General features: G+C 71.4%; 18 protein-coding genes. 12 read left to right on the top strand and 6 right to left on the bottom strand.

Going from position 1 to position 23,471, the window contains the following annotated elements; all coding sequences use genetic code 11:
• The first annotated feature begins 82 nt into the window (after positions 1-82).
• Positions 83-1,114 carry a class II fructose-bisphosphatase gene (gene glpX / locus AC07F3_RS21610; RefSeq protein WP_479116087.1) on the top strand — a complete coding sequence of 344 codons (1,032 nt, stop codon included), beginning with the start codon at positions 83-85 and terminating at the stop codon, positions 1,112-1,114.
• 93 nt (positions 1,115-1,207) lie between these two features.
• Here glpX and AC07F3_RS21615 read toward each other — a convergent pair whose 3' ends face one another.
• Entirely contained in the window at positions 1,208-1,561 is a 354-nt protein-coding gene (locus AC07F3_RS21615) for a WhiB family transcriptional regulator (protein ID WP_053726269.1), read from the bottom strand.
• A gap of 150 nt (positions 1,562-1,711) precedes the next feature.
• The gene (locus AC07F3_RS21620) at positions 1,712-2,410 is read right to left on the bottom strand and encodes a DUF1707 SHOCT-like domain-containing protein (RefSeq protein WP_479116088.1); all 699 of its coding nucleotides are present in this window, start codon (positions 2,408-2,410) and stop codon (positions 1,712-1,714) included.
• A 166-nt stretch (positions 2,411-2,576) separates the two neighbouring features.
• Between AC07F3_RS21620 and AC07F3_RS21625 the strand changes: the two genes are divergently transcribed.
• Both AC07F3_RS21625 and AC07F3_RS21630 read left to right on the top strand, forming a co-directional pair.
• Positions 2,577-4,244, top strand: coding sequence for a fumarate hydratase (locus AC07F3_RS21625; RefSeq protein ID WP_479116089.1), 1,668 nt, complete (start codon positions 2,577-2,579; stop codon positions 4,242-4,244).
• 125 nt (positions 4,245-4,369) lie between these two features.
• Positions 4,370-4,681, top strand: coding sequence for a hypothetical protein (locus AC07F3_RS21630; protein WP_479116090.1), 312 nt, complete (start codon positions 4,370-4,372; stop codon positions 4,679-4,681).
• Between the two features lie 18 nt (positions 4,682-4,699).
• Here AC07F3_RS21630 and AC07F3_RS21635 read toward each other — a convergent pair whose 3' ends face one another.
• On the bottom strand, positions 4,700-6,223 hold the full coding sequence (locus tag AC07F3_RS21635; RefSeq protein ID WP_479116091.1) for a ricin-type beta-trefoil lectin domain protein: 1,524 nt from the start codon (positions 6,221-6,223) through the stop codon (positions 4,700-4,702).
• 220 nt (positions 6,224-6,443) lie between these two features.
• On the opposite strand from AC07F3_RS21635, the gene AC07F3_RS21640 reads away from it, so the two are divergent.
• The 3 genes from AC07F3_RS21640 to AC07F3_RS21650 all read left to right on the top strand — a co-directional run bounded on the left by AC07F3_RS21640 (position 6,444) and on the right by AC07F3_RS21650 (position 10,955).
• Positions 6,444-7,847, top strand: coding sequence for a class II fumarate hydratase (locus tag AC07F3_RS21640; RefSeq protein ID WP_479116092.1), 1,404 nt, complete (start codon positions 6,444-6,446; stop codon positions 7,845-7,847).
• A 55-nt stretch (positions 7,848-7,902) separates the two neighbouring features.
• Entirely contained in the window at positions 7,903-8,592 is a 690-nt protein-coding gene (fomD, locus tag AC07F3_RS21645) for a cytidylyl-2-hydroxypropylphosphonate hydrolase (protein WP_479116093.1), read from the top strand.
• 293 nt (positions 8,593-8,885) lie between these two features.
• Complete coding sequence (locus AC07F3_RS21650) at positions 8,886-10,955, top strand: SpoIIE family protein phosphatase (RefSeq protein ID WP_479116094.1); 2,070 nt, start codon at positions 8,886-8,888, stop codon at positions 10,953-10,955.
• An 87-nt stretch (positions 10,956-11,042) separates the two neighbouring features.
• Here AC07F3_RS21650 and AC07F3_RS21655 read toward each other — a convergent pair whose 3' ends face one another.
• Positions 11,043-13,334, bottom strand: coding sequence for a transglycosylase domain-containing protein (locus tag AC07F3_RS21655; RefSeq protein WP_479116095.1), 2,292 nt, complete (start codon positions 13,332-13,334; stop codon positions 11,043-11,045).
• 269 nt (positions 13,335-13,603) lie between these two features.
• Here AC07F3_RS21655 and AC07F3_RS21660 point away from each other — a divergent pair, with 269 nt between their 5' ends.
• Genes AC07F3_RS21660 through AC07F3_RS21675 form a run of 4 tightly spaced genes read left to right on the top strand, consistent with a single transcriptional unit; the run spans position 13,604 to position 19,581 of the window.
• A complete protein-coding gene (locus AC07F3_RS21660) occupies positions 13,604-15,985 on the top strand; it encodes an FtsX-like permease family protein (RefSeq protein WP_479116096.1) in 2,382 nt (793 codons plus the stop codon).
• A 52-nt stretch (positions 15,986-16,037) separates the two neighbouring features.
• Positions 16,038-16,562, top strand: coding sequence for a PadR family transcriptional regulator (locus AC07F3_RS21665; protein WP_479116097.1), 525 nt, complete (start codon positions 16,038-16,040; stop codon positions 16,560-16,562).
• Positions 16,559-17,251 (top strand): ABC transporter ATP-binding protein, encoded by a 693-nt coding sequence (locus AC07F3_RS21670; protein WP_479116098.1) that lies wholly within the window; start codon positions 16,559-16,561, stop codon positions 17,249-17,251. Before AC07F3_RS21665 ends, AC07F3_RS21670 begins: the two co-directional genes overlap by 4 nt.
• Positions 17,248-19,581, top strand: coding sequence for an ABC transporter permease (locus AC07F3_RS21675; protein ID WP_479116099.1), 2,334 nt, complete (start codon positions 17,248-17,250; stop codon positions 19,579-19,581). The genes AC07F3_RS21670 and AC07F3_RS21675 overlap by 4 nt, the downstream gene beginning before the upstream one ends.
• Positions 19,582-19,633: 52 nt before the next feature.
• Here AC07F3_RS21675 and AC07F3_RS21680 read toward each other — a convergent pair whose 3' ends face one another.
• Entirely contained in the window at positions 19,634-20,572 is a 939-nt protein-coding gene (locus AC07F3_RS21680; RefSeq protein ID WP_479116100.1) for a hydrogen peroxide-inducible genes activator, read from the bottom strand.
• A gap of 150 nt (positions 20,573-20,722) precedes the next feature.
• Here AC07F3_RS21680 and AC07F3_RS21685 point away from each other — a divergent pair, with 150 nt between their 5' ends.
• Both AC07F3_RS21685 and AC07F3_RS21690 read left to right on the top strand, forming a co-directional pair.
• Positions 20,723-21,277, top strand: a complete 555-nt coding sequence (locus AC07F3_RS21685; RefSeq protein WP_053726283.1) for a peroxiredoxin — start codon at positions 20,723-20,725, stop codon at positions 21,275-21,277.
• Positions 21,278-21,280: 3 nt separating this feature from the next.
• Positions 21,281-21,823, top strand: a complete 543-nt coding sequence (locus tag AC07F3_RS21690; protein WP_479116101.1) for an alkyl hydroperoxide reductase — start codon at positions 21,281-21,283, stop codon at positions 21,821-21,823.
• A 76-nt stretch (positions 21,824-21,899) separates the two neighbouring features.
• On the opposite strand, the gene AC07F3_RS21695 is transcribed toward AC07F3_RS21690, so the two are convergent.
• Positions 21,900-23,315: an AI-2E family transporter gene (locus tag AC07F3_RS21695; RefSeq protein ID WP_479116102.1), complete on the bottom strand. Its 1,416-nt coding sequence runs from the start codon at positions 23,313-23,315 to the stop codon at positions 21,900-21,902.
• Positions 23,316-23,471 lie beyond the last annotated feature (156 nt).

Genomic DNA, 23,471 nt, shown 5'->3' on the forward strand with positions numbered 1-23,471 from the left:
TCTGCTCAATTTGTCGACGTGCGGATAGAGTCCTAGCACCCTCTTATCCTGCGGCCGTCGCCGTACAGAAAGGTGCGCTCCGATGACCGAGCATCATCTGCCGTCCGAACTCGAGGTCTCCCCCGAGGCCCCCGACCGCAACCTGGCCCTGGAGCTGGTGCGGGTCACCGAGGCGGCCGCCATGGCCGCGGGCCGTTGGGTCGGCCGCGGGGACAAGATCGGCGCGGACGGCGCCGCGGTCAACGCCATGCGGACCCTCGTCTCCACCGTCTCGATGAACGGCGTGGTCGTCATCGGCGAGGGCGAGAAGGACGAAGCCCCCATGCTCTACAACGGGGAGCGCATCGGCGACGGCACCGGCGCCGAGGTCGACATCGCGGTCGACCCGATCGACGGCACCACCCTGAACGCCAAGGGCATGCCGAACGCGATCGCCGTGCTCGCCGCCGCCGACCGCGGCGCCATGTTCGACCCGTCCGCCGTGTTCTACATGGACAAGCTGGTCACCGGCCCCGAGGCCGCCGACTTCGTCGACATCAACGCCCCGGTCTCGGTGAACATCCGCCGGGTCGCCAAGGCCAAGAAGTCCTCGCCCGAGGACGTCACCGTGGTCATCCTCGACCGCCCCCGCCACGAGGGCATCGTCAAGGAGATCCGGGAGACCGGCGCGCGCATCAAGTTCATCTCGGACGGCGACGTCGCCGGTTCGATCATGGCCGTGCGCGAGGGCACCGGCGTCGACCTGCTCATGGGCATCGGCGGCACCCCGGAAGGCATCATCTCGGCCTGCGCGATCAAGTGCCTGGGCGGTGTGATCCAGGGCAAGCTGTGGCCCAAGGACGAGGCCGAGCGTCAGCGCGCGCTCGACGCCGGGCACGACCTGAACCGGACGCTCTCCACGAACGACCTGGTCAGCGGCGACAACGTGTTCTTCGTCGCCACCGGCATCACCGACGGCGAGCTCCTGCGCGGGGTCCGCTACCGGGCCGAGACGGCGACCACCCAGTCGCTCGTGATGCGCTCGAAGTCGGGCACGATCCGCCAGATCGACTCGACGCACCGCCTGTCGAAGCTGCGCGCTTACAGCCAGATCGACTTCGACCGGGCCAAGTAACCCCGGAAACAAGGCAGTTCGTACGTATGTGAAGGGGCGTCCCCGTTGTGCGGCGGGGGCACCCCTTCACGTACGCAGAGCCGATCGCGCGGGCTATGCGGCGGACGCGGCCTTCTTGAGCTCCACCTCGCGCCGGCGCCTGCGGGCGATGACCACCCGGCGCTCGGCCGCGGTCAGGCCGCCCCACACTCCGTACGGCTCGGGCATGAGCAGGGCGTGCTCGCGGCACTCCACCATCACGGGACAGCGGGCGCAGACGCGCTTGGCGGCCTCCTCGCGGGAGAGCCGGGCGGCCGTCGGTTCCTTGGAGGGGGCGAAGAAGAGACCCGCCTCGTCCCGGCGGCAGACCGCCTCCGCGTGCCACGGGCCCGCCTGATCCTCCCTGGCTGGACCACGCTGCGGCGGAACGGCGGCGACCTGCAGGGAATGATGCGGCGGATGCAGCACGGTCTACTCCTGACGACGGCTTCGCGAGCGAGCGACGATGCGACAGTCCCTACCCGCTGTACGCGTGCCTATGCACTGAGTTCCGTAGGGCGGAACTTCGCTCGGGCGCCGTTGGCCTGAACCCGGCGCCGCCGCGCGCCGATCCGGCCGTCAGGATTCGAGCCGCTTGCGCAGCCGGTCGTGGAGGTCGGCGATGCGCTTGCCCCGCTTGGGCTTGGCCTCGATGTTGCCGAAGACGGAATATCCATTGATGACGACCACCGGCGCCTCCGGATCGTCGGCTTCGAGGGTGTGCACCTCGAAGTTGCCGAAGATTCCGGTGCCGCTGCCGCGCAGGCTCAGATTCTCCGGCACCCGCACCTCCACATTGCCGAAAATCGCAGTCGCGTTGATGACCGTCAGGCGCTGCTCGAAGAGCGCCTCGGTGAGGTCGATCTCCACGCTGCCGAACAGCGAGAAGGCGTTGGTGCGCCTCCCGATCCGCCAGCGGCCCTTGCGGGTGGAGGCGGAGAAGACCGCCACGAGGTTCTCGGCGTCGACGGGCGCCCCGGCCTCCGCGACCTCGCGCGGGTCGGGCGCGGCCACCGGGCGCCGACGGGCTCCGGGCGCGGGCAGGTCCCGCACCAGGGGTTCCAGTTCGCCCACGGTCTTGGCGCGGTAGACCGCGTCGATGCGCTCGGAGTGCTCCGCGGCGTCCAGCCGGCCCTCGGCCAGGGCGTCGCGCAGGATGTCGGCGATCCTGTCCCGGTCGGCGTCGGAGGCCCGCAGCGCCGGGGGCTCGGCATGCTTGACGAGGTCGGCCTTCGCGGGCTCCGCGGGGTCCGGCTGAGCGTGCTTTTCGAGGTCCACGGGGTCAGCGTACCCAAACGCGATAGATCGCGACTAGTCGCGGGACGGGGCGAGCTCGGCAACTGAGCCTTACCTCACAGGAACCGCGCTCCGGCGGCGGCATACGCTGGTGGATGCTGTGTCAATGGAGGTGCAGCAGCTGTCTGCCGAGTGAGGAATGGCCGCAATGCCAGAGTTTCAGTACTCCGACCTTCTCCCCCTGGGAGAGGACACCACGCCCTACCGCCTGGTGACCGCCGAGGGTGTCTCCACCTTCGAGGCCGACGGCCGTACGTTCCTCAAGGTCGAGCCCGAGGCGCTGCGGAAGCTGGCCGCCGAGGCGATCCACGACATCCAGCACTATCTGCGCCCGGCCCACCTGGCCCAGCTGCGGAAGATCATCGACGACCCCGAGGCCTCCGGCAACGACAAGTTCGTCGCGCTCGACCTCCTGAAGAACGCCAACATCGCAGCGGCGGGCGTCCTTCCGATGTGCCAGGACACCGGCACCGCGATCGTGATGGGCAAGCGCGGCCAGAACGTGCTGACCGAGGGCGGCGACGAGGCGGCCCTCTCGCGCGGCATCTACGACGCGTACCTCAACCTCAACCTGCGCTACTCGCAGATGGCCCCGCTCACCATGTGGGACGAGAAGAACACCGGCTCCAACCTGCCCGCGCAGATCGAGCTGTACGCCACCGACGGCGGCGCCTACAAGTTCCTCTTCATGGCCAAGGGCGGCGGCTCGGCCAACAAGTCCTTCCTCTACCAGGAGACCAAGGCCGTCCTGAACGAGTCCTCCATGATGAAGTTCCTGGAGGAGAAGATCCGCTCGCTCGGCACCGCCGCGTGCCCGCCGTACCACCTGGCGATCGTGGTGGGCGGCACCAGCGCCGAGTTCGCGCTGAAGACCGCGAAGTACGCCTCGGCCCACTACCTGGACGAACTTCCCTCCGAGGGCTCGGAGTTGGGGCACGGCTTCCGGGACGAGGAGCTGGAGAAGAAGGTCTTCGAGCTGACGCAGAAGATCGGCATCGGCGCGCAGTTCGGCGGCAAGTACTTCTGCCACGACGTGCGCGTGGTGCGCCTGCCCCGGCACGGCGCCTCGCTTCCGGTCGCGATCGCCGTGTCCTGCTCGGCCGACCGCCAGGCCGTCGCGAAGATCACCGCCGAGGGCGTCTTCCTGGAGCAGCTGGAGACCGACCCGGCGCGCTTCCTGCCGGAGACCACCGACGAGCACCTGGACGCCGACGGCGACGTGGTGCGCATCGACCTCAACCAGCCCATGGACGCGATCCTGGCCGAGCTGACCAAGTACCCGGTCAAGACCCGGCTCTCGCTGACCGGCCCCCTCGTCGTGGCCCGCGACATCGCGCACGCCAAGATCAAGGAGCGGCTCGACGCGGGCGAGGAGATGCCGCAGTACCTGAAGGACCACCCGGTGTACTACGCGGGCCCGGCCAAGACCCCCGAGGGCTACGCGTCCGGCTCGTTCGGCCCGACCACGGCCGGCCGGATGGACTCCTACGTCGAGCAGTTCCAGGCGGCGGGCGGCTCCAAGGTGATGCTGGCCAAGGGCAACCGGAGCAAGCAGGTCACCGACGCGTGCGGTACGCACGGCGGGTTCTACCTCGGCTCGATCGGCGGCCCGGCCGCGCGCCTGGCCCAGGACTGCATCAAGAAGGTCGAGGTCGTCGAGTACGAGGAGCTCGGCATGGAGGCGGTGTGGAAGATCGAGGTCGAGGACTTCCCGGCGTTCGTCGTCGTGGACGACAAGGGCAACGACTTCTTCCAGGCCCCCGCGGAGCCGCCGACGTTCCTCAACATCCCGGTGCGCGGCGCCGGTCAGGCCTAGCCGCGCACGGACCCGAATAGGGTCCAAAGGCCCTAAGGGCCCGGCGAATTGGCCACCTATCCTGGCATGTGTCCGCAATCGCCCCGGCCGCCGCATCGGCCGGGGCGGTTCAACCACCAGGAGGGGTGGCGCAGTTGGGGATCATCAACGGGCCCGGCGGGTTACTGGCGGTGCTCGACCGCGTGCTGCCGCAGCGCCGCGCGAAGGCGTCGCCGACGGCCCACGCGCTGGTCGGCGAGGCGGGCCGGGTGGTCACACCGATCCCGCGGGGCGGCTACGGCGAGGTGCTGTTCTCCGTGCGGGGCAGGCCGCTGAAGTACGCGGCCCGGGCCCGCACCCCGCTCGCCTTCGGCGCCCAGGTCCGGGTGTCGGCCGCGCTGTCCCCGTCCGCCATCGAGGTGGCACACCTCGGCCCCGCCGCGGACGGCTGTCCGTGACGGGGCCGGGCGTGCGGGTCAGGCGAAGCGCTGGCTCGCGGTGGAGTCGCAGGGCCGCAGCGTGAGCGGGTCCCTGGCGGCGCCGAGCGTGGCGCACAGACCGGTCGCCGCCGCCGGGCGCAGGGTGCCCGACTGGCGCACCCACTCCTGGTTGGCGGAGCCCGAGCAGTTCCAGATGATCAGCTTGGCGCCGGCGGTGTAGTTCGCCCCCGGCACGTCCAGGCAGCGGTCCTGGGTGAGCTGGGTGTGCACGGACTTGCGGTCGCTGTCGTACCACCAGCCCTGGTTGCGTCCGCCGTGGCAGTCCCAGCCGCCCACCGTCGTGCCGTTGGCGCTGCTGGCCGCGGTGACGTCGACACAGGTGCCGGTGGCCTCGTTCTTCAGCGGCCGGTACGCGTCGTCCCAGGCCAGCGGGTAGAGCGTCGGGCTGCCGGTGGAGGCGGGGTCGGCACAACTGCCTTCCCGGACACCGGAGTCGTAGAGCTGGGTGAGGCAGGACGCGAAGGCGCCGTGGCCGCGGTAGTTGGGGTGGAAGGACTGGCGGACCGAGTTCGAGTCCGGCAGTCCCGGCTTGGAGAGGTCGATGTAGAGACCGCGGGCCCAGGTGTCCTCCATGCAGACCTCGTGGCCGTTGAAGAGCCTGGAGTTGTCGAGGTAGGTCACTCCGGTGTCCTCGGCCGCCTTGCGCATGCCGACCTCGAAGGCGGGCACCGCGGTGTTGCGGCCCCACACGGTGTCGGAGTCGTAGCCGAGCCCGCCGCAGGCGAGCTTGCCCGGGAAGTTCGGGTTGTCGTGGAAGTCGGGCCCGATGGGGCTCGGGTAGCCCATCACGACGAGCTTGTACGAGCCGTCGGCGTAACCGGCGTCGCGCATCACGGTCTTGAGGTCGCTCACGGTCTGCTCGACCTTGGGCACCAGGGCGTCCACCCGGGCCTGCCAGCCGGGCTCGTACTTGGGCTGGCACGGGCCCTGGAGCAGCAGGTAGCGCTCGACGCAGTCGGTCATGACCGGACCGAACTGGAGGTCGTCGTTGGCCCCGGCCACGAGCAGCACCATCTTGATGCGGGTGTTGCGCGCCTTGACGGCGAGGCTGTCGCTCTGCACGAGCTCGTCGGCGTACTGCTTGGTCCCGCCGATCCTGATGTTGCCGGTGTAGGCGCCCGAACAGGCCACGTTGTACGTCTCGTCGGCCGGGATGCCTGTGCGGTGGATCGCGGAGTCGGGCGAGCGGTGGCACCAGTTGTCGGGGCCGTTGGTGCCGGCCTCGTAGGTGCCGACGCCCTCACCGGAGATCTCGCTGTCGCCGAGCGAGATCAGTCCGGTCTTGCGGTCGGCCATGGGCCGCTCGGCCGGGTCGCCGTACAGCTGGATGGCCTCGGCCGCCCGGATCTTCTCCAGCTCGGGCGGGAGCGGGGTGGAGTAGCCGGACGGTGCGGCCGCGGCCTGCGCGGTGGTCGCGCCGGCCGCCATGCCCCCGAAGGCCGCCGCCACGGCCACGGCGGCCGCGAGCGTACAGCGAAGTCTGTGCCTGGTGCGCGTCATTGCGCCTCCCCGGTGGGTAGTTACCCCCGGTATTTACTGGCCGGTAGTGGGTGTTGGGAATAGCCAGAACAAGACAACCGCTCAACTTTTACCAACCGGCGCCGAACTGGGCCGCCCGGACGAACCTGCGCGCGCCCGGGGTGCCCCGTCGGCCACCGGGTGGCCCCGGCGGGAACAGTGGGCGCGTCCGGGGTGCTGTCCGAGGTGGAGGTGATCGGCGATGGCCGACGAGAAGGAACAACAGGACTACCGCATCGAGCACGACTCGATGGGCGAGGTGCGGGTCCCCGCGCGGGCCAAGTGGCGCGCGCAGACACAGCGGGCGGTGGAGAACTTCCCCGTCTCCGGGCAGCGCTTGGAGCGCGCCCACATCGAGGCGCTGGCCCGGGTGAAGGCGGCCGCGGCCAAGGTCAACGCCGAACTCGGCGTGCTCGACAAGGACATCGCGGGCGCGATCGAGGAGGCGGCCGGGGAGGTCGCCGAAGGACGCTGGGACGAGCACTTTCCGGTCGACGTCTTCCAGACCGGATCCGGCACCTCGTCCAACATGAACATGAACGAGGTCGTGGCGACGCTCGCCACCGAGCGGCTGGGCCGCGACGTGCACCCCAACGACCACGTCAACGCCTCGCAGTCCTCCAACGACGTGTTCCCCTCCTCCATCCACATCGCCGCGACCGCCGCCGTCACCGGCGATCTGATCCCCGCGCTCGACCACCTGGCGAGCGCCCTGGAGCGCAAGTCGGCCGAGTTCGCGGACGTGGTCAAGTCGGGGCGCACCCACCTGATGGACGCGACCCCGGTGACCCTCGGCCAGGAGTTCGGCGGCTACGCGGCGCAGGTCAGGTACGGCATCGAGCGGCTGCGCTCCGCGCTGCCCCGGCTGGCCGAACTCCCCCTGGGCGGAACGGCGGTCGGGACCGGCATCAACACCCCGCACGGGTTCTCCGCCGCCGTGATCGCCGAGGTCGCGCGGGTCACCGGGCTGCCCCTGACCGAGGCGCGGGACCACTTCGAGGCGCAGGGCGCCCGCGACGGCCTGGTGGAGACCAGCGGACAGCTGCGCACCATCGCCGTCTCGCTCACGAAGATCTCCAACGACCTGCGCTGGATGGCCTCGGGACCGCGCACGGGATTGGCCGAGATCAGCCTTCCCGACCTCCAGCCCGGCTCGTCGATCATGCCCGGAAAGGTCAATCCGGTCATTCCGGAGGCCGTCCTCATGGTCGCGGCCCAGGTCGTCGGCAACGACGCGACCGTCGCGACGGCGGGGGCGGCCGGCAACTTCGAGCTCAACGTGATGCTGCCGGTGATCGCCAAGAACCTCCTGGAATCCGTCCGGTTGCTCACCAACGTCTCCCGGCTGCTCGCCGACCGCACCGTCGACGGCATCACCGCGAACGCCGAGCGGGCCCGCGAGTACGCCGAGTCCTCGCCCTCGGTCGTCACCCCGCTCAACAAGTACATCGGGTACGAGGAGGCCGCCAAGGTCGCCAAGAAGTCCCTCGCCGAACGCAGGACCATCCGCGAAGTGGTCCTGGACGGCGGGTACGTGGAGCGCGGCGACCTCACCGTCGAGCAGCTCGACGAGGCGCTCGACGTGCTGCGGATGACCCGTCCCTGAGACGGGGTGACCCGTATCGCAGCGGGGCCTTGACCGCACTCCGTAATATCTGCACATGACAGGTACAGGAGGCGGCACCCCACACTGGGCGCCAGGGGAGCAGATCCTCTGGCGCTATCGCGATCACGCCCCCGGCCTGGAGGGCGGGCCCGGGGGGCGGTTCCACATCTGCCGCCCGGTCACGGTCGTCGAGGACACCGACGAGGTGCTCGCGGTGTGGATGGCGCCCGGCACCGAGTGCGTGCGCCCGGTGCTCTCCGACGGCCGCCCACTGCACCGGGAGCCCCTCGCCACCCGCTACACCACCCCGCGCACCACGGCGCGCTCCCAGTGGTTCGGCAGCGGGGTGCTCAAGCTGGCGCGCCCCGGCGAGCCGTGGTCGGTGTGGCTCTTCTGGGAGCGGGGCTGGCGCTTCAAGAACTGGTACGTGAACCTGGAGGAGCCGCGCGCGCGGTGGTCGGGCGGCATCGACTCCACGGACCACTTCCTCGACATCTCCGTTGCCCCGGACCGCAGTTGGCGCTGGCTGGACGAGGACGAGTTCGCCCAGGCGCAGCGGGTGGGCCTGATGGACGATGCTCTGGCCGGGCGGGTCCGCGCGGCCGGACAGGCCGCGGTCGAGGTGATCAGGGCGTGGGGGCGGCCGTTCTCGGACGGCTGGGAGGCGTGGCGGCCCGATCCGCACTGGCCCGTTCCCGCACTCCCGGCGGACTGGGATCGCACCCCGGCGCATATGACGTCGTGAGACCCTTGATGCGCCCCCGGGGTTCAAACGTAGGATCGTCCTCCGCAGGGCCGCGCAGGAGCCACCGGCACTGATCGGCGGCCCCGGTGCAACAATTGACCGTATGTCACCACAGGGGGGTGGAGCATGCCCGGTGTCGCCGCCGCCCGGACGGATTCTGCCCCGCGCCTCGAGAACGTGGGGGAGGGTATACCGCGTGGAGCGACTGCATCGCGCATCCTTACCCTGTCGCTGCCACTGCCGCCGCCCGCGGCAGGGCGGATGTCTCATCCCGGACGGACGGAACCCGACGCGTGACGGAGCCCCAGCCCACCTCGCACGAGAGCCGGCGCAAGGAACTCGCCCGGCCCTCCGAGCAGACCCTTCCCCACGCACTTGAGGAGCAGGGGAGGCCCCATGCGGAAGCCCCGGCAGCGGCCGCCCAGGATCCGGGCGGCCCTGCCCGGCGCGGCCCGCTCGGCGCCCGCGCGGGCGACCGGAGCGGCGGCGTGACCGCCTCCGTGCCCGGCCAGCCCGAGCGCGGCGGCCGGGACGCCGCGGCCGCCTCCGCCGTGCCCTCGGTGGGTATGCCCGCGGGCCACGGCGAGAGCGGCGGCGCGGGTGACGGGCCCGGGGTCGCGGGGCCCGGCGAGGGGGCCGCCGCGGTGGCCCGGCGCGAGGGCGACCGGCTGCGCTTCGTGGGCGCCGCGACACGGCGGATCGCCCGCGGCATAGACCTCGACGAGATCGTCCTCGGCCTGTGCCGGGCCACCGTGCCCACCTTCTCCGACGCCATCCTGGTGCATCTGCGCGACCCGCTGCCGGTCGGTGACGAACGCCCGGCCACCCCGTTCGTGCTGCGCCTTCGCCGTACCGACCGGCTGCGTTTAGTCGACGAGGCGCTGAGCGAGAGCGCCGAGGCCGAGGGCCTCACGGTGCTCGGCGGCCCCGGCCCCGACCTCACCCCCGCCTCCGAGCTGTGCGAGGTGCGCACCGGCGGCGAGCTGAACGAGGTGCTGCGCGGGGTGCGGCCCGTCTTCGCGGAGTCCCCGGCCGCCCGCGCGGCCCTCGCCGAGCTGCTCGGCCCGGACCGTACGGTGCCCGGCGGGCGGCGGGCGATACTCGCGCCGCTCCGTGGGCGGCGGCGGGTGATCGGCGCCGCCGTCTTCGTGCGCGGCCCCGAACGACCCGCCTTCGAGGCCAACGACCTGTTGGTGGCGGCCCAGTTGGCCACCCACACCGCGCTCGGCATCGACAAGGCCGTCCTGTACGGCCGCGAGGCGTACATCGCCGACGAGCTCCAGCGCACCATGCTGCCCGACAGCCTCCCCCAGCCCACCGGCGTGCGGCTCGCCTCGCGCTACCTGCCGGCGGCCGAGACCGCGCGGGTCGGGGGCGACTGGTACGACGCGATCCCGCTGCCCGGCAGCCGGGTCGCCCTCGTCGTCGGCGACGTGATGGGCCACTCCATGACCTCGGCCGCGATCATGGGCCAACTCCGCACCACGGCACAGACGTTGGCCGGTCTCGACCTGCCGCCCGCCGAGGTCCTGCACCACCTCGACGAGCAGGCCCAGCGGCTCGGCACCGACCGCATGGCGACCTGCCTGTACGCGGTGTACGACCCGGTCGCGCACCGCATCACCATCGCCAACGCGGGCCACCCGCCGCCGGTGCTGCTGCACCTCGGCGGCCGCGCCGAGGTCCTGCGGGTGCCGCCCGGCGCCCCGATCGGGGTGGGCGGGGTCGACTTCGAGGCGGTCGAGCTGGACGCGCCCGCGGGCGCGACGCTGCTCCTGTACACCGACGGCCTGGTCGAGTCGCGGCTGCGCGACGTGTGGACCGGCATCGAGCAGCTGCGTGAACGGCTCGCCGCCACCGCCCAGTTGACCGGACCCGACCACTCGCCGCCGCTGGAGGCGCTCTGCGACGACGTGCTGGACATGCTGGGCCCCGGCGACCGCGACGACGACATCGCGCTGCTCGCCGCCCGCTTCGACGGCATCGCGCCCAGCGACGTGGCGTACTGGTTCCTCGACCCGGAGGAGACCGCCCCGGGCCGGGCCCGCCGGCTCGCCCGCAGGGCCCTGGAGCGCTGGGGCCTTGAGGAGCTGACCGACTCGGTGGAGCTCCTGGTGAGCGAGGTCGTCACCAACGCCGTCCGCTATGCCGAGCGCCCGGTCACGCTGCGGCTGCTCAAGACCGACGTACTGCGCTGCGAGGTGGGCGACGACTCCCCGCAGCTGCCCCGGCAGCGTCGGGCGCGCGAGACCGACGAGGGCGGGCGCGGGCTCTTCCTGGTCAACCGCCTGGCCCGGCGCTGGGGCGCCACCCGGCTCTCCGGCGGCAAGGTGGTCTGGTTCGAGCTGCCCACCCGTGCCTGAAGGCAGGGGTGGACGCGGTCCCCGCGCACCGGCCCCGCACGACGACGGCCCCCGCTCCGGTTTCCCGGGCGGGGGCCGTCGGCCGTGTCAGCCGCCGTTGGGGTCGAGCGGGTCCACCGGCGGGCTCGCCCCGCCGGTCCCCGTCCCCGTCGACGTCGTCGGGTTCGGCGGCTTCGGCTTGTGCGAGGTCGTGTTGGACGGCGAGTTGACCGGGCTCGACGGCGTGTTCACCGGCGGGCTCGACGGCTGCTTGGACGTCGTGTGCGAGGGCGGGGCCGATGCCGACTTGGACGGCGCGTGGGACGCCGGGGCCGACGGCGTGTAGTCCGGCTCCTTGGCCGCTCCCTGGTCGGTCTCCAGGTCGAACTTGTCGGCACCGTCCTTGACCGCGTCGAAGGTGTACGCGGCCCAGATGCGGGCCGGTATGGAGCCACCGTTGATGCGGCCGTCCTCACCGGCGCCGTTGGTCATGCTGACCTGGCCGCCCGGAGGGATGTTCACGTTCTTGCCGTCGACCTTGACGGTGCGCGCCTCGGCGGCCTGGCCCCACAGCCCGACCGAGGTGACCAGGTCCGGGGTGTAGCCGGTGAACCAGGCCGACTTGTTGTCGTCGGAGGTACCGGTCTTGCCCGCGACCTGCTTGCCGTTGCGGTTGTCGGCCTCGGCGACCGACGTCTTGGCCGTACCGTCGTCGACCACGCCGGTGAGCACCGAGGTGACGGCGTCCGCCGCGTCCCGGCTGATGACCTGGCTGCCGATGGGGTCGGGCTTGTCGTACTTGTGGTCCTTGTGCTCGGCCGACTTCACGATCGACGGCGTGACTTCCTTGCCGTGGTTGTCGAGCGTGGCGTAGACGGCGGCCATCTGGAGCGGGCTGGCGCCGTACGAGCCGAGCGTCATGGCGGGCACGGGCTTCAGGCCCTTGATGGACGTCATGCCCATGGCCACGGCGGTGTCCCGCACCTTGTCGAGATGGGCGTCGACGCCCATCTGCGCGAAGACGGAGTTCACCGACTGGTTCATCGCGTCCTGGACGGTGATCGGGCCGTAGCTGTGCTCGTCCTCGTTCGGCGGGGCGAAGGCGATGTCGCTGCCCTTGACCGGCCGCCTGCTGTCACCGTTGTAGATGGTGTTCGCCTTGATCGGCTTGCCGTCCTGCGTCTCGGCCCCCTGGTTGAGGGCGGCCGCGAGGATCACCGGCTTGAAGGTCGAGGCCGGCTGGTAGCTGGTGTTGGTGGCGTTGCTGATCTGGTGCTTGATGAAGTCCTGGCCGCCGTAGAGGGCGACCACCGAGCCGGTCTTCGGGTCCACCGAGGCCGCACCGGCCTGGAGGTCCTCGTCGACCTTGCGCTTCTTCGGGTCGAGCTTGCTGGTCAGCTGTGCCTTGACCGCATTCTCCAGGAGCTTCTGCTTGGCCGGGTCGATGTTGAGCGTGATCGTCCAGCCGCCGCGGGCCAGGACGGCCTCGTCCACGCCGTTGCGCTGCAACTCCTTCTTCGCGGCATCGACCAGATAGCCGGTCTGACCCTCCATGCCGGGGGCGGGCTTGGCGTCCATGGGCGGCGTGAACTTCAGCTTCGCCCGGTCCTGCGGGGACAGCCACTTCATCTCGACCATGTTGTCGAGGGCCTTGTTCCAGCGCCCCTGCACCAGGCCCCTGCCGACCGGGCCGGCCGTCTGCCAGTCGTACTGGCTGGGGGCCTGGAGCAGCGCCGCGAGGTAGGTGCCCTCCTCCAGCGTCAGCTTGGAGACGTCCTTGCCGTAGTACGCCTGGGCCGCGGCCTGGATGCCGTAGGCGCCCCGGCCGTAGTAGCTGGTGTTCATGTACCCGGCGAGGATCTCGTTCTTCGAGTGGCGCTGGTCCACCTTGAGGGAGATCACGATCTCCTTCAGCTTGCGGGTGACCGTCTGCTCCTGCGTCAGGTAGTTGTTCTTGACGTACTGCTGGGTGATCGTCGAGCCGCCCTGGGCGCCCTTGCCCATCAGGGTCTTGAGGATGCCGCGGGCGGTGCCCTTGAAGTCGACGCCCTTGTCGTCGTAGAAGGTCTTGTTCTCCAGGGCGACGAAGCTGTGCTGGATGGGCTCCGGGACCTTGTCGAGGCCGACGGTCTCGCGGTTCACCTTGCCGGAGCGGGCGAGCACCTGGCCGTTGGAGAGCTTGTAGACGTTGCTCTCCAGCTGGGTCTGGTCGTTGCCCGTGGGGATCGGCACCATCAGGTAGATGACGTAGAACGCGCCCATCGCGAGGAGGCAGAGGCCGAAGAAGGTGCCGAGCACCTTCTTCCAGGTGAAGAACCGGCGTATGCCCTTCTTCTTCACCTTCTGCTTGCCCCGGCGTGCCCCGCTCTGCCGGGCACGCCGCTCTTCCGCTCGGCCCATAACCTCAGTCGCTCGCCTTCATATGACTCACCAGACTCGCCAGATCAGCTCAGAAAACTAACACCGCACCTACGGACAAAGCGGATTCGATCACGTCTTTTCCGTACGTGAGAATGAGCACCTGCCCCATGGGAACCGACGATTGAATGGTGCCAAGGGTTGCGAGAGTTCCGGATGCTGCCCCGATTTGCCCGGTAATGGAATGATCACCGAGTGCTATGCACCCCGGGTATACACGGCAGGTATACCTAGTGCGTATAGTGCTCCGCATGAAGCGACGCCTGCACGATCTCGGCCTCGGCATACGGTTCGCCCTCGGCGGTGGACGCGAGGGCTGGGTCCGCACCCTGCTCACGGCCGTCGGGGTCGGCCTCGGCGTCGCCCTGCTGCTCGGCGCGGCCTCGGTGCCGCGGCTCGTCGACGAGCGGGCGCACCACATCCACGACCGGCAGCCGTTCTCGGCGGGCTCGGACAAGAACACGGGCGGCCTGAAGGCCTCGCTCCTCTATGCGGGCGCCGACACCGAGTACCGCGACGCCACCGTGGGCGGCAAGCTCCTGCGCCCCGCCAACGCCTACCCGGTGCTCCCGCCCGGCCTGAGCGCGATCCCGGCCCCCGGCACCATGGCCGTCTCCCCCGCGCTGCGCGACCTCCTCGACTCCCCCGACGGCGAACTGCTGCGCCAGCGGCTCCCGTACGAGATCACCGCGACGATCGGCGACGCGGGCCTGGTCGATCCGTCCGAGCTCTACTACTACGCGGGCAGCGCCACCCTCTCCCCCGACACCGGCGCCTCCTCGGCGGCCGGCTTCGGCAACATCGGCGAGGTGCAGCCGCTCGACCCGATGCTGGTCGTGCTCGTCATCCTGATCTGTGTCGTGCTGCTGATGCCCGTCGCCATCTTCATCGCCACCGCCGTACGGTTCGGCAGCGAGCAGCGCGACCGGCGGCTCGCCGCGCTGCGTCTGGTCGGCGCCGACGCCCGCACCACCCGCTGGATCGCCGGCGGCGAGGCCCTGGCCGGGGCGGCCCTCGGCCTCGTGACGGGCAGCCTGCTCTTCCTGGGCGGCGCCCAGGTGCTCGGCCCCCTCGGCCTGTGGGGCTTCGGCTTCTTCCCCGGCGACCTCAGGCCCCTGCCCTGGCTGGCGCTGCTCGTCGCCGTCGCCGTGCCCGCCCTCGCCGTGACGGTGACCCTGGCCGCGCTGCGCTCGGTGGTCATCGAACCGCTCGGCGTCGTACGGGGCGCTCGCGCCCGGCGCCGCAGGCTGTGGTGGCGCCTGGCCATGCCCGGCGTCGGGGTGGGGCTGCTCCTCGTGTCCCAGAACCCCGACACCCGGACGGCGCCGCTGTCGGTCCTGCCCACGGCCCTCGGGATCCAACTGAGCGACTCCCTCGACTCCATCTGCATCGCCACCGGCGCCACCCTCGTGCTCGCCGGGCTCATCACCCTGCTGCCCTGGCTGGTCGAGGCGGTGGTGGGCAGGCTGCGCGGCGGCTCGCCCGCCTGGCAACTGGCCGTGCGCAGGCTCCAGTTGAACAGCGGCACGGCGGCGCGCGCGGTCAGCGGGATCACCGTCGCGGTCGCCGGGTCGGTGGCACTCCAGATGTACTCCGTCGGCATCCACGACGACTTCAACAAGGCGACCGGCGCCGACGCGAGCCGCGCCCAGTACACGGTCCTCGCCGACTATCCGGACGCGAAGCTCGCCGAGCGGATGACCGAGTCCTTCCGGAACACCCCGGGCGTGCGCAAGGCGATCGGCTCCGTCACCAGCTACGTGTCCTGGCCCGGTCCGGTCCCCGCCGACGACCTCCGCCCCATCACCACGCTGACCGTCGGCGACTGCGCCACCCTGCGCGAGCTGGCCCGCATCGACTCCTGCCAGGACGGCGACACGTTCGTGGTGCACCCCTTGGACGACCCGGACCGGGCCGCGTGGGTGGACCGCACCGCCCGGGTGGGCAAGCCCGTCAACATCGCCTCGGACGAGCCCGGCGTCCCGCCGAAGCTGTGGACGCTGCCCGCCTCCGCCCGTACCGTCGTCGGCCGCCCGGACCCCACGGGCGAGGTGCAGTACGGCATCTTCGCGACGCCCGCCGCCATCGACACCTCCCTGATGGCGTCGGTGGCCCGCACCTCCGCCCTGCTCACCGTCGACCAGGAGGTGCCGGACGCCGCCGAGCACATCCGCAACACCGCGGCGAAGCTCTCCCCGCAGCTGCACGTCAGGACCGTGCGCACCATCGAACGCGACCAGCAGTACGCGGGCGTCCGGACCGGCCTCCAGGCCGCCTCCCTCGCCACGCTCGGCCTGATCGCGGCCGCCATGCTGGTCTCGCAGCTGGAGCAACTGCGCGAGCGCAGGCGCCTGTTGGCGGCCCTGGTGGCCTTCGGCACCCGGCGCGGCACGCTGGCCGGCTCGGTCCTGTGGCAGACCGCGGTGCCGGTCGTCCTCGGGATCGGCCTCGCGGTGGCGGGCGGCCTCGCGCTCGGCGCCCTGATGCTGCGGATCATCGGCAAGACCGTGACCGACTGGTGGCTCTTCCTGCCGCTGGCCGGGGCGGGCGCCGCGGCGATCTGCGCGGTGACCCTGCTGAGCCTGCCGGCCCTGTGGCGCCTGATGCGCCCCGACGGGCTGCGCACCGAATGACCTTCCACAACCCACCCACACCTCGCGGCAGTTGAGAAGAAGGGAACACCCCATGTCCATCGGCCACACCCTCCTCGGGCTCCTGGAGTCGGGCCCACGCCATGGGTACGACCTCAAGCGCGCCTTCGACGAGAAGTTCGGGCACGACCGCCCCCTGCACTACGGGCAGGTCTACTCGACGATGTCCCGGCTCCTGAAGAACGGCCTCGTCGAGGTCGACGGCGTGGAGGCGGGCGGCGGCCCCGAGCGGAAGCGGTACGCGATCACCGAGGCAGGCGTCACCGACGTCGAGGCCTGGATCCGCCAGCCGGAGAAGCCCGAGCCGTACCTCCAGTCGACCCTCTACACCAAGGTCGTCCTCGCCCTGCTGACCGGCCGCGACGCCGGGGACGTGCTCGACACCCAGCGCGCCGAGCACCTGCGCCTGATGCGCGTGCTCACCGACCGCAAGCGGCGCGGCGACCTCAGCGACCAACTGATCTGCGACCACGCCCTGTTCCACCTGGAGGCGGATCTGCGCTGGCTCGAACTGACCGCCGCCCGCCTCACCCAGCTCGCCACGGAGGTACGCGCATGACACCCGCCGGCTCCCTGCTCGTCGCCCAGGACCTGCACAAGGCCTATGGCCCGACCCCGGCCCTGGACGGTGCCGAGTTCTCCATCCACCCCGGCGAGGTCGTCGCGGTGATGGGCCCCTCCGGCTCCGGCAAGTCGACGCTGCTGCACTGCCTCGCCGGGATCGTCACGCCGGACTCCGGAAAGATCCTCTACGACGGCCGCGAACTGTCCGCGATGCCGGACGCCGAGCGCAGCGCGCTGCGCCGCACCGAGTTCGGCTTCGTCTTCCAGTTCGGCCAGCTGGTACCGGAGTTGACCTGCGTGGAGAACGTCGCCCTGCCGCTGCGCCTGACCGGCGTCAAGCGCAAGGAGGCCGAGCGCAGGGCGCTGGCCTGGATGGAGCGCCTGGAGGTCGCCGACCTCGGGCACAAGCGCCCCGGCGAGGTCTCCGGCGGTCAGGGCCAGCGGGTGGCCGTGGCCCGCTCGCTCGTGACCCAGCCCCGGGTCGTCTTCGCCGACGAGCCGACCGGCGCGCTCGACTCGCTCAACGGCGAGCGCGTCATGCAGCTGCTCACCGAGGCGGCCCGCTCCACCAACGCGGCGGTCGTCCTGGTCACCCACGAGGCCCGGGTGGCCGCCTACTCGGACCGCGAGATCGTCGTGCGGGACGGAAAGTCCCGCGACATGATGCTGGAGCACTCCGTATGAGCCTGCTCCGTGATCTCGCCCTCGGCGCCCGGTTCGCCCTCTCGGGCGGCCGGGAGGGCTGGACGCGCACGCTGCTCACCGCGGTCGGCGTCGGCCTCGGCGTGGCCCTGCTGCTCGGCACCACCGCGCTGCCGGGCGCGCTGAACGCCCGGCACGACCGCGACAACGCCCGCAACGACTACGGCGCTTCGGTCGACTCGGGCCCGGCCGCCGACACGCTGCTCATCGGCCGCGCGGACACCCAGTACCGGGGCGACGACGTACGCGGCCGTCTCCTCCAGGCCGAAGGCGCCAAGGCGCCGGTGCCGCCGGGCGTCTCCTCGCTCCCGGCACCGGGCACCATGGTGGTCTCGCCCGCCCTGCGCGACCTGCTCGCCTCGCCCGACGGCGCGCTGCTGCGCGAGCGGCTCCCGTACCGGATCAGCGCGACCATCGCCGACCAGGGTCTGATGGGTCCGCACGAGCTGGCCTACTACGCGGGCAGTGACGCTCTCAAGCAGCGCAAGGACGCGGCGGACGGCCCCGGCGAGGTGCTGCGCGTCAACGCCTTCGTGAACAAGCAGCCCCAGGAGAAGCTCGACCCGGTCCTGGCGCTGCTCATCGTGATCATCTTCGTGGTGCTGCTCATGCCGGTCGGCGTGTTCATCGCGGCCGCCGTACGGTTCGGCGGCGACCGGCGCGACCGGCGGCTCGCCGCCCTGCGCCTGGCCGGGGCGGACCGCCGGATGACCCGGTGGATCGCGGCCGGCGAGGCGCTGGCCGGAGCCGTGGTCGGCGTCGTGGTGGGCTCGCTGTTCTTCCTGATCGGCCGCCAGTACGTGGGCGACATCTCGGTGGCCGGGCTCAACGTCTTCCCGTCCGACGTCGACCCGAGCCCGCTGCTCGCGGCGGGCGTGGCGCTCGCGGTGCCCGCGGCGGCGGTCGCGGTGACCCTGTTCGCGATGCGCTCGGTGGTCGTCGAGCCCCTTGGCGTGGTGCGCACCTCCGTGCCGCGCAGGCGGCGCATGTGGTGGCGGGTGCTTCCGCCGCTCGCCGGTCTCGGCCTGCTCGTCCCGATGATGGGCCGCGGCCGCGACCGGGGGACGTTCAACCAGGCCCAGGTGATCGGCGGCACGGTGCTGCTGCTCATCGGCGTCACCGCGCTGCTCCCCTGGCTGGTGGAGGCGGTCGTGCGCCGACTGGGCGGCGGCTCGGTGGGCTGGCAACTGGCGGTCCGCAGGCTCCAGTTGACGTCCGGTTCGGCGGCCCGGATGGTGAACGGCATCGCGGTCGCGGTGGCCGGCGCGATCGCGCTCCAGATGCTCTTCGGCGCCGTCGAGGGCGACTACGTCAAGGCGAGCGGCGAGGACACCGGCCGGGCCCAGCTGGTCGTGCCGCTCGGCAACGTCTCTCCCGACCAGCAGGCCCGTGAGGTGCGGAGCCTGCGGAGCACCGAGGGCGTGACCCACGCGGTCGCCCTCGGATCGCTGGAGGGCGGCGAGAAGGCCAAGGAGCCCCAGCACTACACCTCCCTGACCGTCGGCACCTGCGCGGACCTGCGCGAGGTCGCCACCCTGGCCTCCTGCGAGGACGGCGACGCCTTCCTCACGACCGGCGGCGACTGGGCGGGCGAGCGCGCCGTGACCCCGGGCAGCACGCTCTACCTCGACCCGACCAACGGCGGCTCCGTCCGCAGGGGTGCGGAGGTCCCCTGGACCGTTCCGGCCGCCGTGACCAAGGCCCCTGCCCGGCCCGACCCGATGGGCCAGCGCCGCAGCGGCGTCCTGATCACCCCGGGCGCGCTCCCGCGGGGGGCGAAGGTGCCGACGCGCTCCACGGTGTTCGTCTCGACCGCCCCGGGCGACGCCCTCGCCAAGGAGCGGGTCCTGAACGCGGCCACCCGCTTCGACCCGCTGACCTCGGCGCGCTCGCTGAACAACCTCCAGACCTCGACCCGGTTCGCCGGAGTCCGCAAGGGCCTCTACATCGGGGCCGCGGCGGTGCTGATGCTGATCGGCGCGAGCCTGCTCGTCTCGATGCTGGAGCAGCTGCGCGAGCGCAAGAAGCTGCTCTCGGCGCTGATCGCGTTCGGCACCCGGCGCACCACGCTGAGCTGGTCCGTCCTGTGGCAGACCGCCGTGCCGGTCGCACTCGGCCTCGCGCTCGCGGCGATGGTGGGCCTCGGCCTCGGCTCGGTCCTGCTGCGGATGGTGGGCCGCTCGGTGACCGTCGACTGGGTCCCGGCGGTGTCGATGGTCGGCATCGGCGCGGGCGTGGTCGTCCTGGTCACCGCCCTGTCGCTGCCGCCGCTGTGGCGGCTGATGCGACCCGACGGGCTGCGCACGGAGTAGCCAGGACGCGGTCGCGAACTCCCTTGACCACCAAGGGAGTTGGCGAGCCCCCTCACTTCGGCACGCGTACCGGCAGATCGCGCAGCGCCCCGCGCAGGGCGGCCGCGAACTCCTCGAACTCGCCCTGGCGAGCGGCACCCGTCCGCATCGCCAGGGCGATGGTGCGCGAGGGGGCCGGTTCCGCGAAGTACCCGGTGACCAGGCGGTCGTTGCGCCCCGTCTCGATCTCCACCGCGGTACGCGGCAGCAGGGTCACCCCGAGCCCGCCCGCCACCAGCTGCACCAGGGTGGACAGGCCCGCCGCGGTCGTCGTCACCGGCGCCCCCTCGGTCCGCCCGGCCTCCCGGCAGATGTCGAGCGCCTGGTCGCGCAGGCAGTGCCCCTCGTCCAGGAGCAGCAGGTGCAGCTCGCGCAGGGCCTCGCGGGGGATGCCGCTGCGCCCGCCGAGCCAGTGGTCCTGCGGGGTGACGAGCACGAAGTCCTCGTCGAACAGCGGGAGTTCGGTGACGCCGGGCACCCCGAGCGGCACCGCGAGCAGCAGCAGGTCGAGCCGCCCGGCGGCGAGCCCTTCGAGCAGCGAGGAGGTCTGCTCCTCATGGACCTGGAGGTCGAGCTCCGGGTAGCGCTCGTGGACGAGCCGCAGCACGGCCGGCAGCAGATAGGGCGCGACGGTGGGGATCACGCCGAGCCGGAGCACCCCGGTGAACGGCGCCCGCACCGCCTCGGCCTCCTCCATCAGCTCGCCCACCGCGTCGAGGACCGCCTTGGCCCGCACCGCCAGCCGCTCCCCCGCCGACGAAAGCAGCACCTTGCGGGTCGTACGCTCCAGGAGCTGCACGCCGAGCGCCTCCTCCAGGGCCGAGACCGCCCCGGACAGGGCGGGCTGGCTCATGCCGATGGCGGCCGCCGCGTCGCGGAAGTGCAGATGCTCGGCGACGGCCGCGAACGCCCGCAGCTGCGCCAGGCTGGGCTGCTTGCCCCTATTACTCATGGCCACTGATAGGCACCTCCGATCACGGTGACCCAGTCTAGCTATTTCCCTGATCAATGCTCCGTGTGCCAGGATCGGTAATCCGTCCAACCCCGTAGGAAGCTTCCCGAATCCGCTCGATTCGGACTTCCTCGTTCGCAAGGAGAGCGCGTGCTCACTGTTGGTGACCAGTTCCCCACGTACGACCTGACTGCCTGCGTGTCGCTGGAGAGCGGCAAGGAGTTCCAGCAGATCGACCACAAGACCTACGAGGGCAAGTGGCGCGTAGTTTTTGCGTGGCCCAAGGACTTCACCTTCGTCTGCCCGACCGAGATCGCCGCGTTCGGCAAGCTGAACGACGAGTTCGCCGACCGTGACGCCCAGGTCCTCGGCTTCTCCGGTGACTCCGAGTTCGTGCACCACGCCTGGCGCAAGGACCACCCGGACCTGACCGACCTGCCCTTCCCGATGCTCGCCGACTCGAAGCACGAGCTCATGCGTGACCTCGGCATCGAGGGCGAGGACGGCTTCGCGCAGCGCGCCGTCTTCATCGTCGACCCGAACAACGAGATCCAGTTCACGATGGTGACCGCCGGTTCCGTGGGCCGTAACCCCAAGGAGGTCCTGCGGGTCCTCGACGCCCTGCAGACCGACGAGCTGTGCCCGTGCAACTGGACCAAGGGCGAGAACACCCTGGACCCGGTCGCGCTGCTGGCCGGTGAGTAACCCATGTCCCTCGACGCGCTGAAGTCCGCCGTACCGGACTACGCCAAGGACCTGAAGCTGAACCTCGGTTCGGTCATCGGGAACTCCGACCTCCCGGCCCAGCAGCTGTGGGGCACGGTGCTCGCCACGGCCATAGCGTCGCGCAGCCCGATCGTGCTGCGGGAGCTGGAGCCGGAGGCGAAGGCGAACCTGTCGCCCGAGGCGTACACGGCCGCCAAGTCGGCCGCCGCCGTCATGGCGATGAACAACGTCTTCTACCGCACCCGCCACCTGCTCTCCGACCCGGAGTACGGCACGCTGCGGGCCGGTCTGCGGATGAACGTCATCGGCAACCCGGGCGTGGAGAAGGTCGACTTCGAGCTGTGGTCGCTCGCCGTCTCCGCGGTGAACGGCTGTGGCCAGTGCCTCGACTCGCACGAGCAGGTGCTGCGCAAGGCCGGTGTCGAGCGCGAGACGATCCAGGAGGCCTTCAAGATCGCCGCGGTGATCCAGGCCGTGGGCGTCACCCTCGACTCCGAGGCCGCGCTGGCCGCTTCGGCCGAGTAGCAGGCGTACGTACATCAGAAGGGCCCCGCCGGTGTCGCACCGGCGGGGCCCTTCCGTCTGTCCGCGGCCGACCGGGCTACTCCCGGTCGGCCGCGGCCACGGCGGGTGGCGCCTCCGCCACGGCGACGGCGCTGCGCATCGCGTTCTCCCGGGCGTACGCCCGCAGATAGCCGACCACCGTATTGGTGACCGCGACCAGCGGGACCGCCACGACAGCGCCGCCGATGCCGGCCACCAGGCCGCCGGCGGCCACCGACAGCACCACCGCGAGCGGGTGCACCCGGACCGCGCGGCCCAGGATGAACGGTTGCAGGACGTGCCCCTCGATCTGCTGCACCGCGAGGACCACGATCAGCACCATCAGGGCGTTGAACACCCCGTCGGTGACGAGCGCGACCACCACCGCGAGCGCACCCGAGACGACCGCGCCGACCAGCGGGATGAACGCGAACAGGAAGATGAACACGGCGAGCGGCACCGCCATGGGCACCCCCAGGAAGTAGATGCCGACGCCGATGCAGATCGCGTCGATCAGAGCCACTATCACCGTGCCGCGCACGTACGCGGTGAGGGTGCGCCAGGCCTGCGGGCCCGCGCCCGCGACGCCCGGGCGGGCGGCGGCGGGCACCAGCTTGAGCACCCACTGCCAGATCTTCGGGCCGTCGTAGAGCAGGAACAGCGTCGAGAACATCGCGAGCAGGATGCCGGTGAGCACCTCGACGAGCACGGTCACGCCCTGGAGCCCGGCGGAGGTGATCTCGTTGGTGTTGGACCCGATGGTGTCGCTGAGGTTCTTGGCGATCTGGTTGATCTGGTCCTCGGTGACGTGGAAGGGGCTGTTCAGCGCCCAGCGCTTGAGCTCCTCGATGCCGTCGCGCACCTTGTTGGACAGATCGTCGAGGTTGTCCATGACCTGCCAGACCACGAACCAGCCGACGAGCCCCATGATGACGAACCCGGAGATCGCGGTGACCGCGGTGGCCACCCCGCGCGGCAGGCCCATCCGCTTGAGCCGGGCGACGGTGGGCTGGAGCAGGGCGGTGATCAGCAGCGCCGCGACGAACGCCAGCACCACGAGCCGGATCGCGCTGATGACCTGAGTCAGCACGTAGAGCGTCCCGGCCAGCACGAGCAGCCGCCAGCCGACCTCGGCCGCGACCCGCATGCTCCACGGCACGGCGTCGACGGGGTCGGGCCGGGCGGCCACCGCGGGCGCGTACGCGGGCGGCGGGGGTACGTGGTCGGGGGCGTGCTCGTCCGAAGACACCACCGGCACCGGCGACTTGGAATCCGGTTCGGGCCCGGGCGCCTCGGCCTCGGCCGAGCGGGGCTCGGGCGCGGGGCTCGGGGCCCGGTGGACGGGTGGCGCGGGGTCGACGACGGGACCGGGCCCGGCTTCGGCGTCCGCCGCGGCCCGGCGCTCGTCCAGGCGCTCTCCCATCCGGGTCAGTCCGGCGCCTAGCCGTCCGAGCAAACTGGGCACTCTCGACATGATCCCGCCATTTCCCTTTCCCCCGACGCTGAGTCTCCCCACCGCTTACCCCCGAGCCGTCCGGACCTGACCGTACACGGGCGAAGCCCCGCACCGAAGGACGGTGCGGGGCTCCGGAAGGTTGAGCGGCGCGGGCTGGTTTCTTCGCCCGGCCGA

The sequence above is a fragment of the Streptomyces sp. NPDC045846 genome, assembly GCF_056431605.1.

Bases quoted from the DNA above. Each gene is read 5' to 3' on its own strand.
- AC07F3_RS21670 (WP_479116098.1), top strand. From the start codon at position 16,559: ATGACACCCGCCGGCTCCCTGCTCGTCGCCCAGGACCTGCACAAGGCC.
- AC07F3_RS21680 (WP_479116100.1), bottom strand. From the start codon at position 20,572: ATGAGTAATAGGGGCAAGCAGCCCAGCCTGGCGCAGCTGCGGGCGTTC.
- AC07F3_RS21695 (WP_479116102.1), bottom strand. From the start codon at position 23,315: ATGTCGAGAGTGCCCAGTTTGCTCGGACGGCTAGGCGCCGGACTGACC.
- AC07F3_RS21640 (WP_479116092.1), top strand. From the start codon at position 6,444: ATGGCCGACGAGAAGGAACAACAGGACTACCGCATCGAGCACGACTCG.
- AC07F3_RS21625 (WP_479116089.1), top strand. From the start codon at position 2,577: ATGCCAGAGTTTCAGTACTCCGACCTTCTCCCCCTGGGAGAGGACACC.
- AC07F3_RS21675 (WP_479116099.1), top strand. From the start codon at position 17,248: ATGAGCCTGCTCCGTGATCTCGCCCTCGGCGCCCGGTTCGCCCTCTCG.
- AC07F3_RS21660 (WP_479116096.1), top strand. From the start codon at position 13,604: ATGAAGCGACGCCTGCACGATCTCGGCCTCGGCATACGGTTCGCCCTC.
- AC07F3_RS21690 (WP_479116101.1), top strand. From the start codon at position 21,281: ATGTCCCTCGACGCGCTGAAGTCCGCCGTACCGGACTACGCCAAGGAC.
- AC07F3_RS21635 (WP_479116091.1), bottom strand. From the start codon at position 6,223: ATGACGCGCACCAGGCACAGACTTCGCTGTACGCTCGCGGCCGCCGTG.
- AC07F3_RS21665 (WP_479116097.1), top strand. From the start codon at position 16,038: ATGTCCATCGGCCACACCCTCCTCGGGCTCCTGGAGTCGGGCCCACGC.
- glpX (WP_479116087.1), top strand. From the start codon at position 83: ATGACCGAGCATCATCTGCCGTCCGAACTCGAGGTCTCCCCCGAGGCC.
- fomD (WP_479116093.1), top strand. From the start codon at position 7,903: ATGACAGGTACAGGAGGCGGCACCCCACACTGGGCGCCAGGGGAGCAG.
- AC07F3_RS21655 (WP_479116095.1), bottom strand. From the start codon at position 13,334: ATGGGCCGAGCGGAAGAGCGGCGTGCCCGGCAGAGCGGGGCACGCCGG.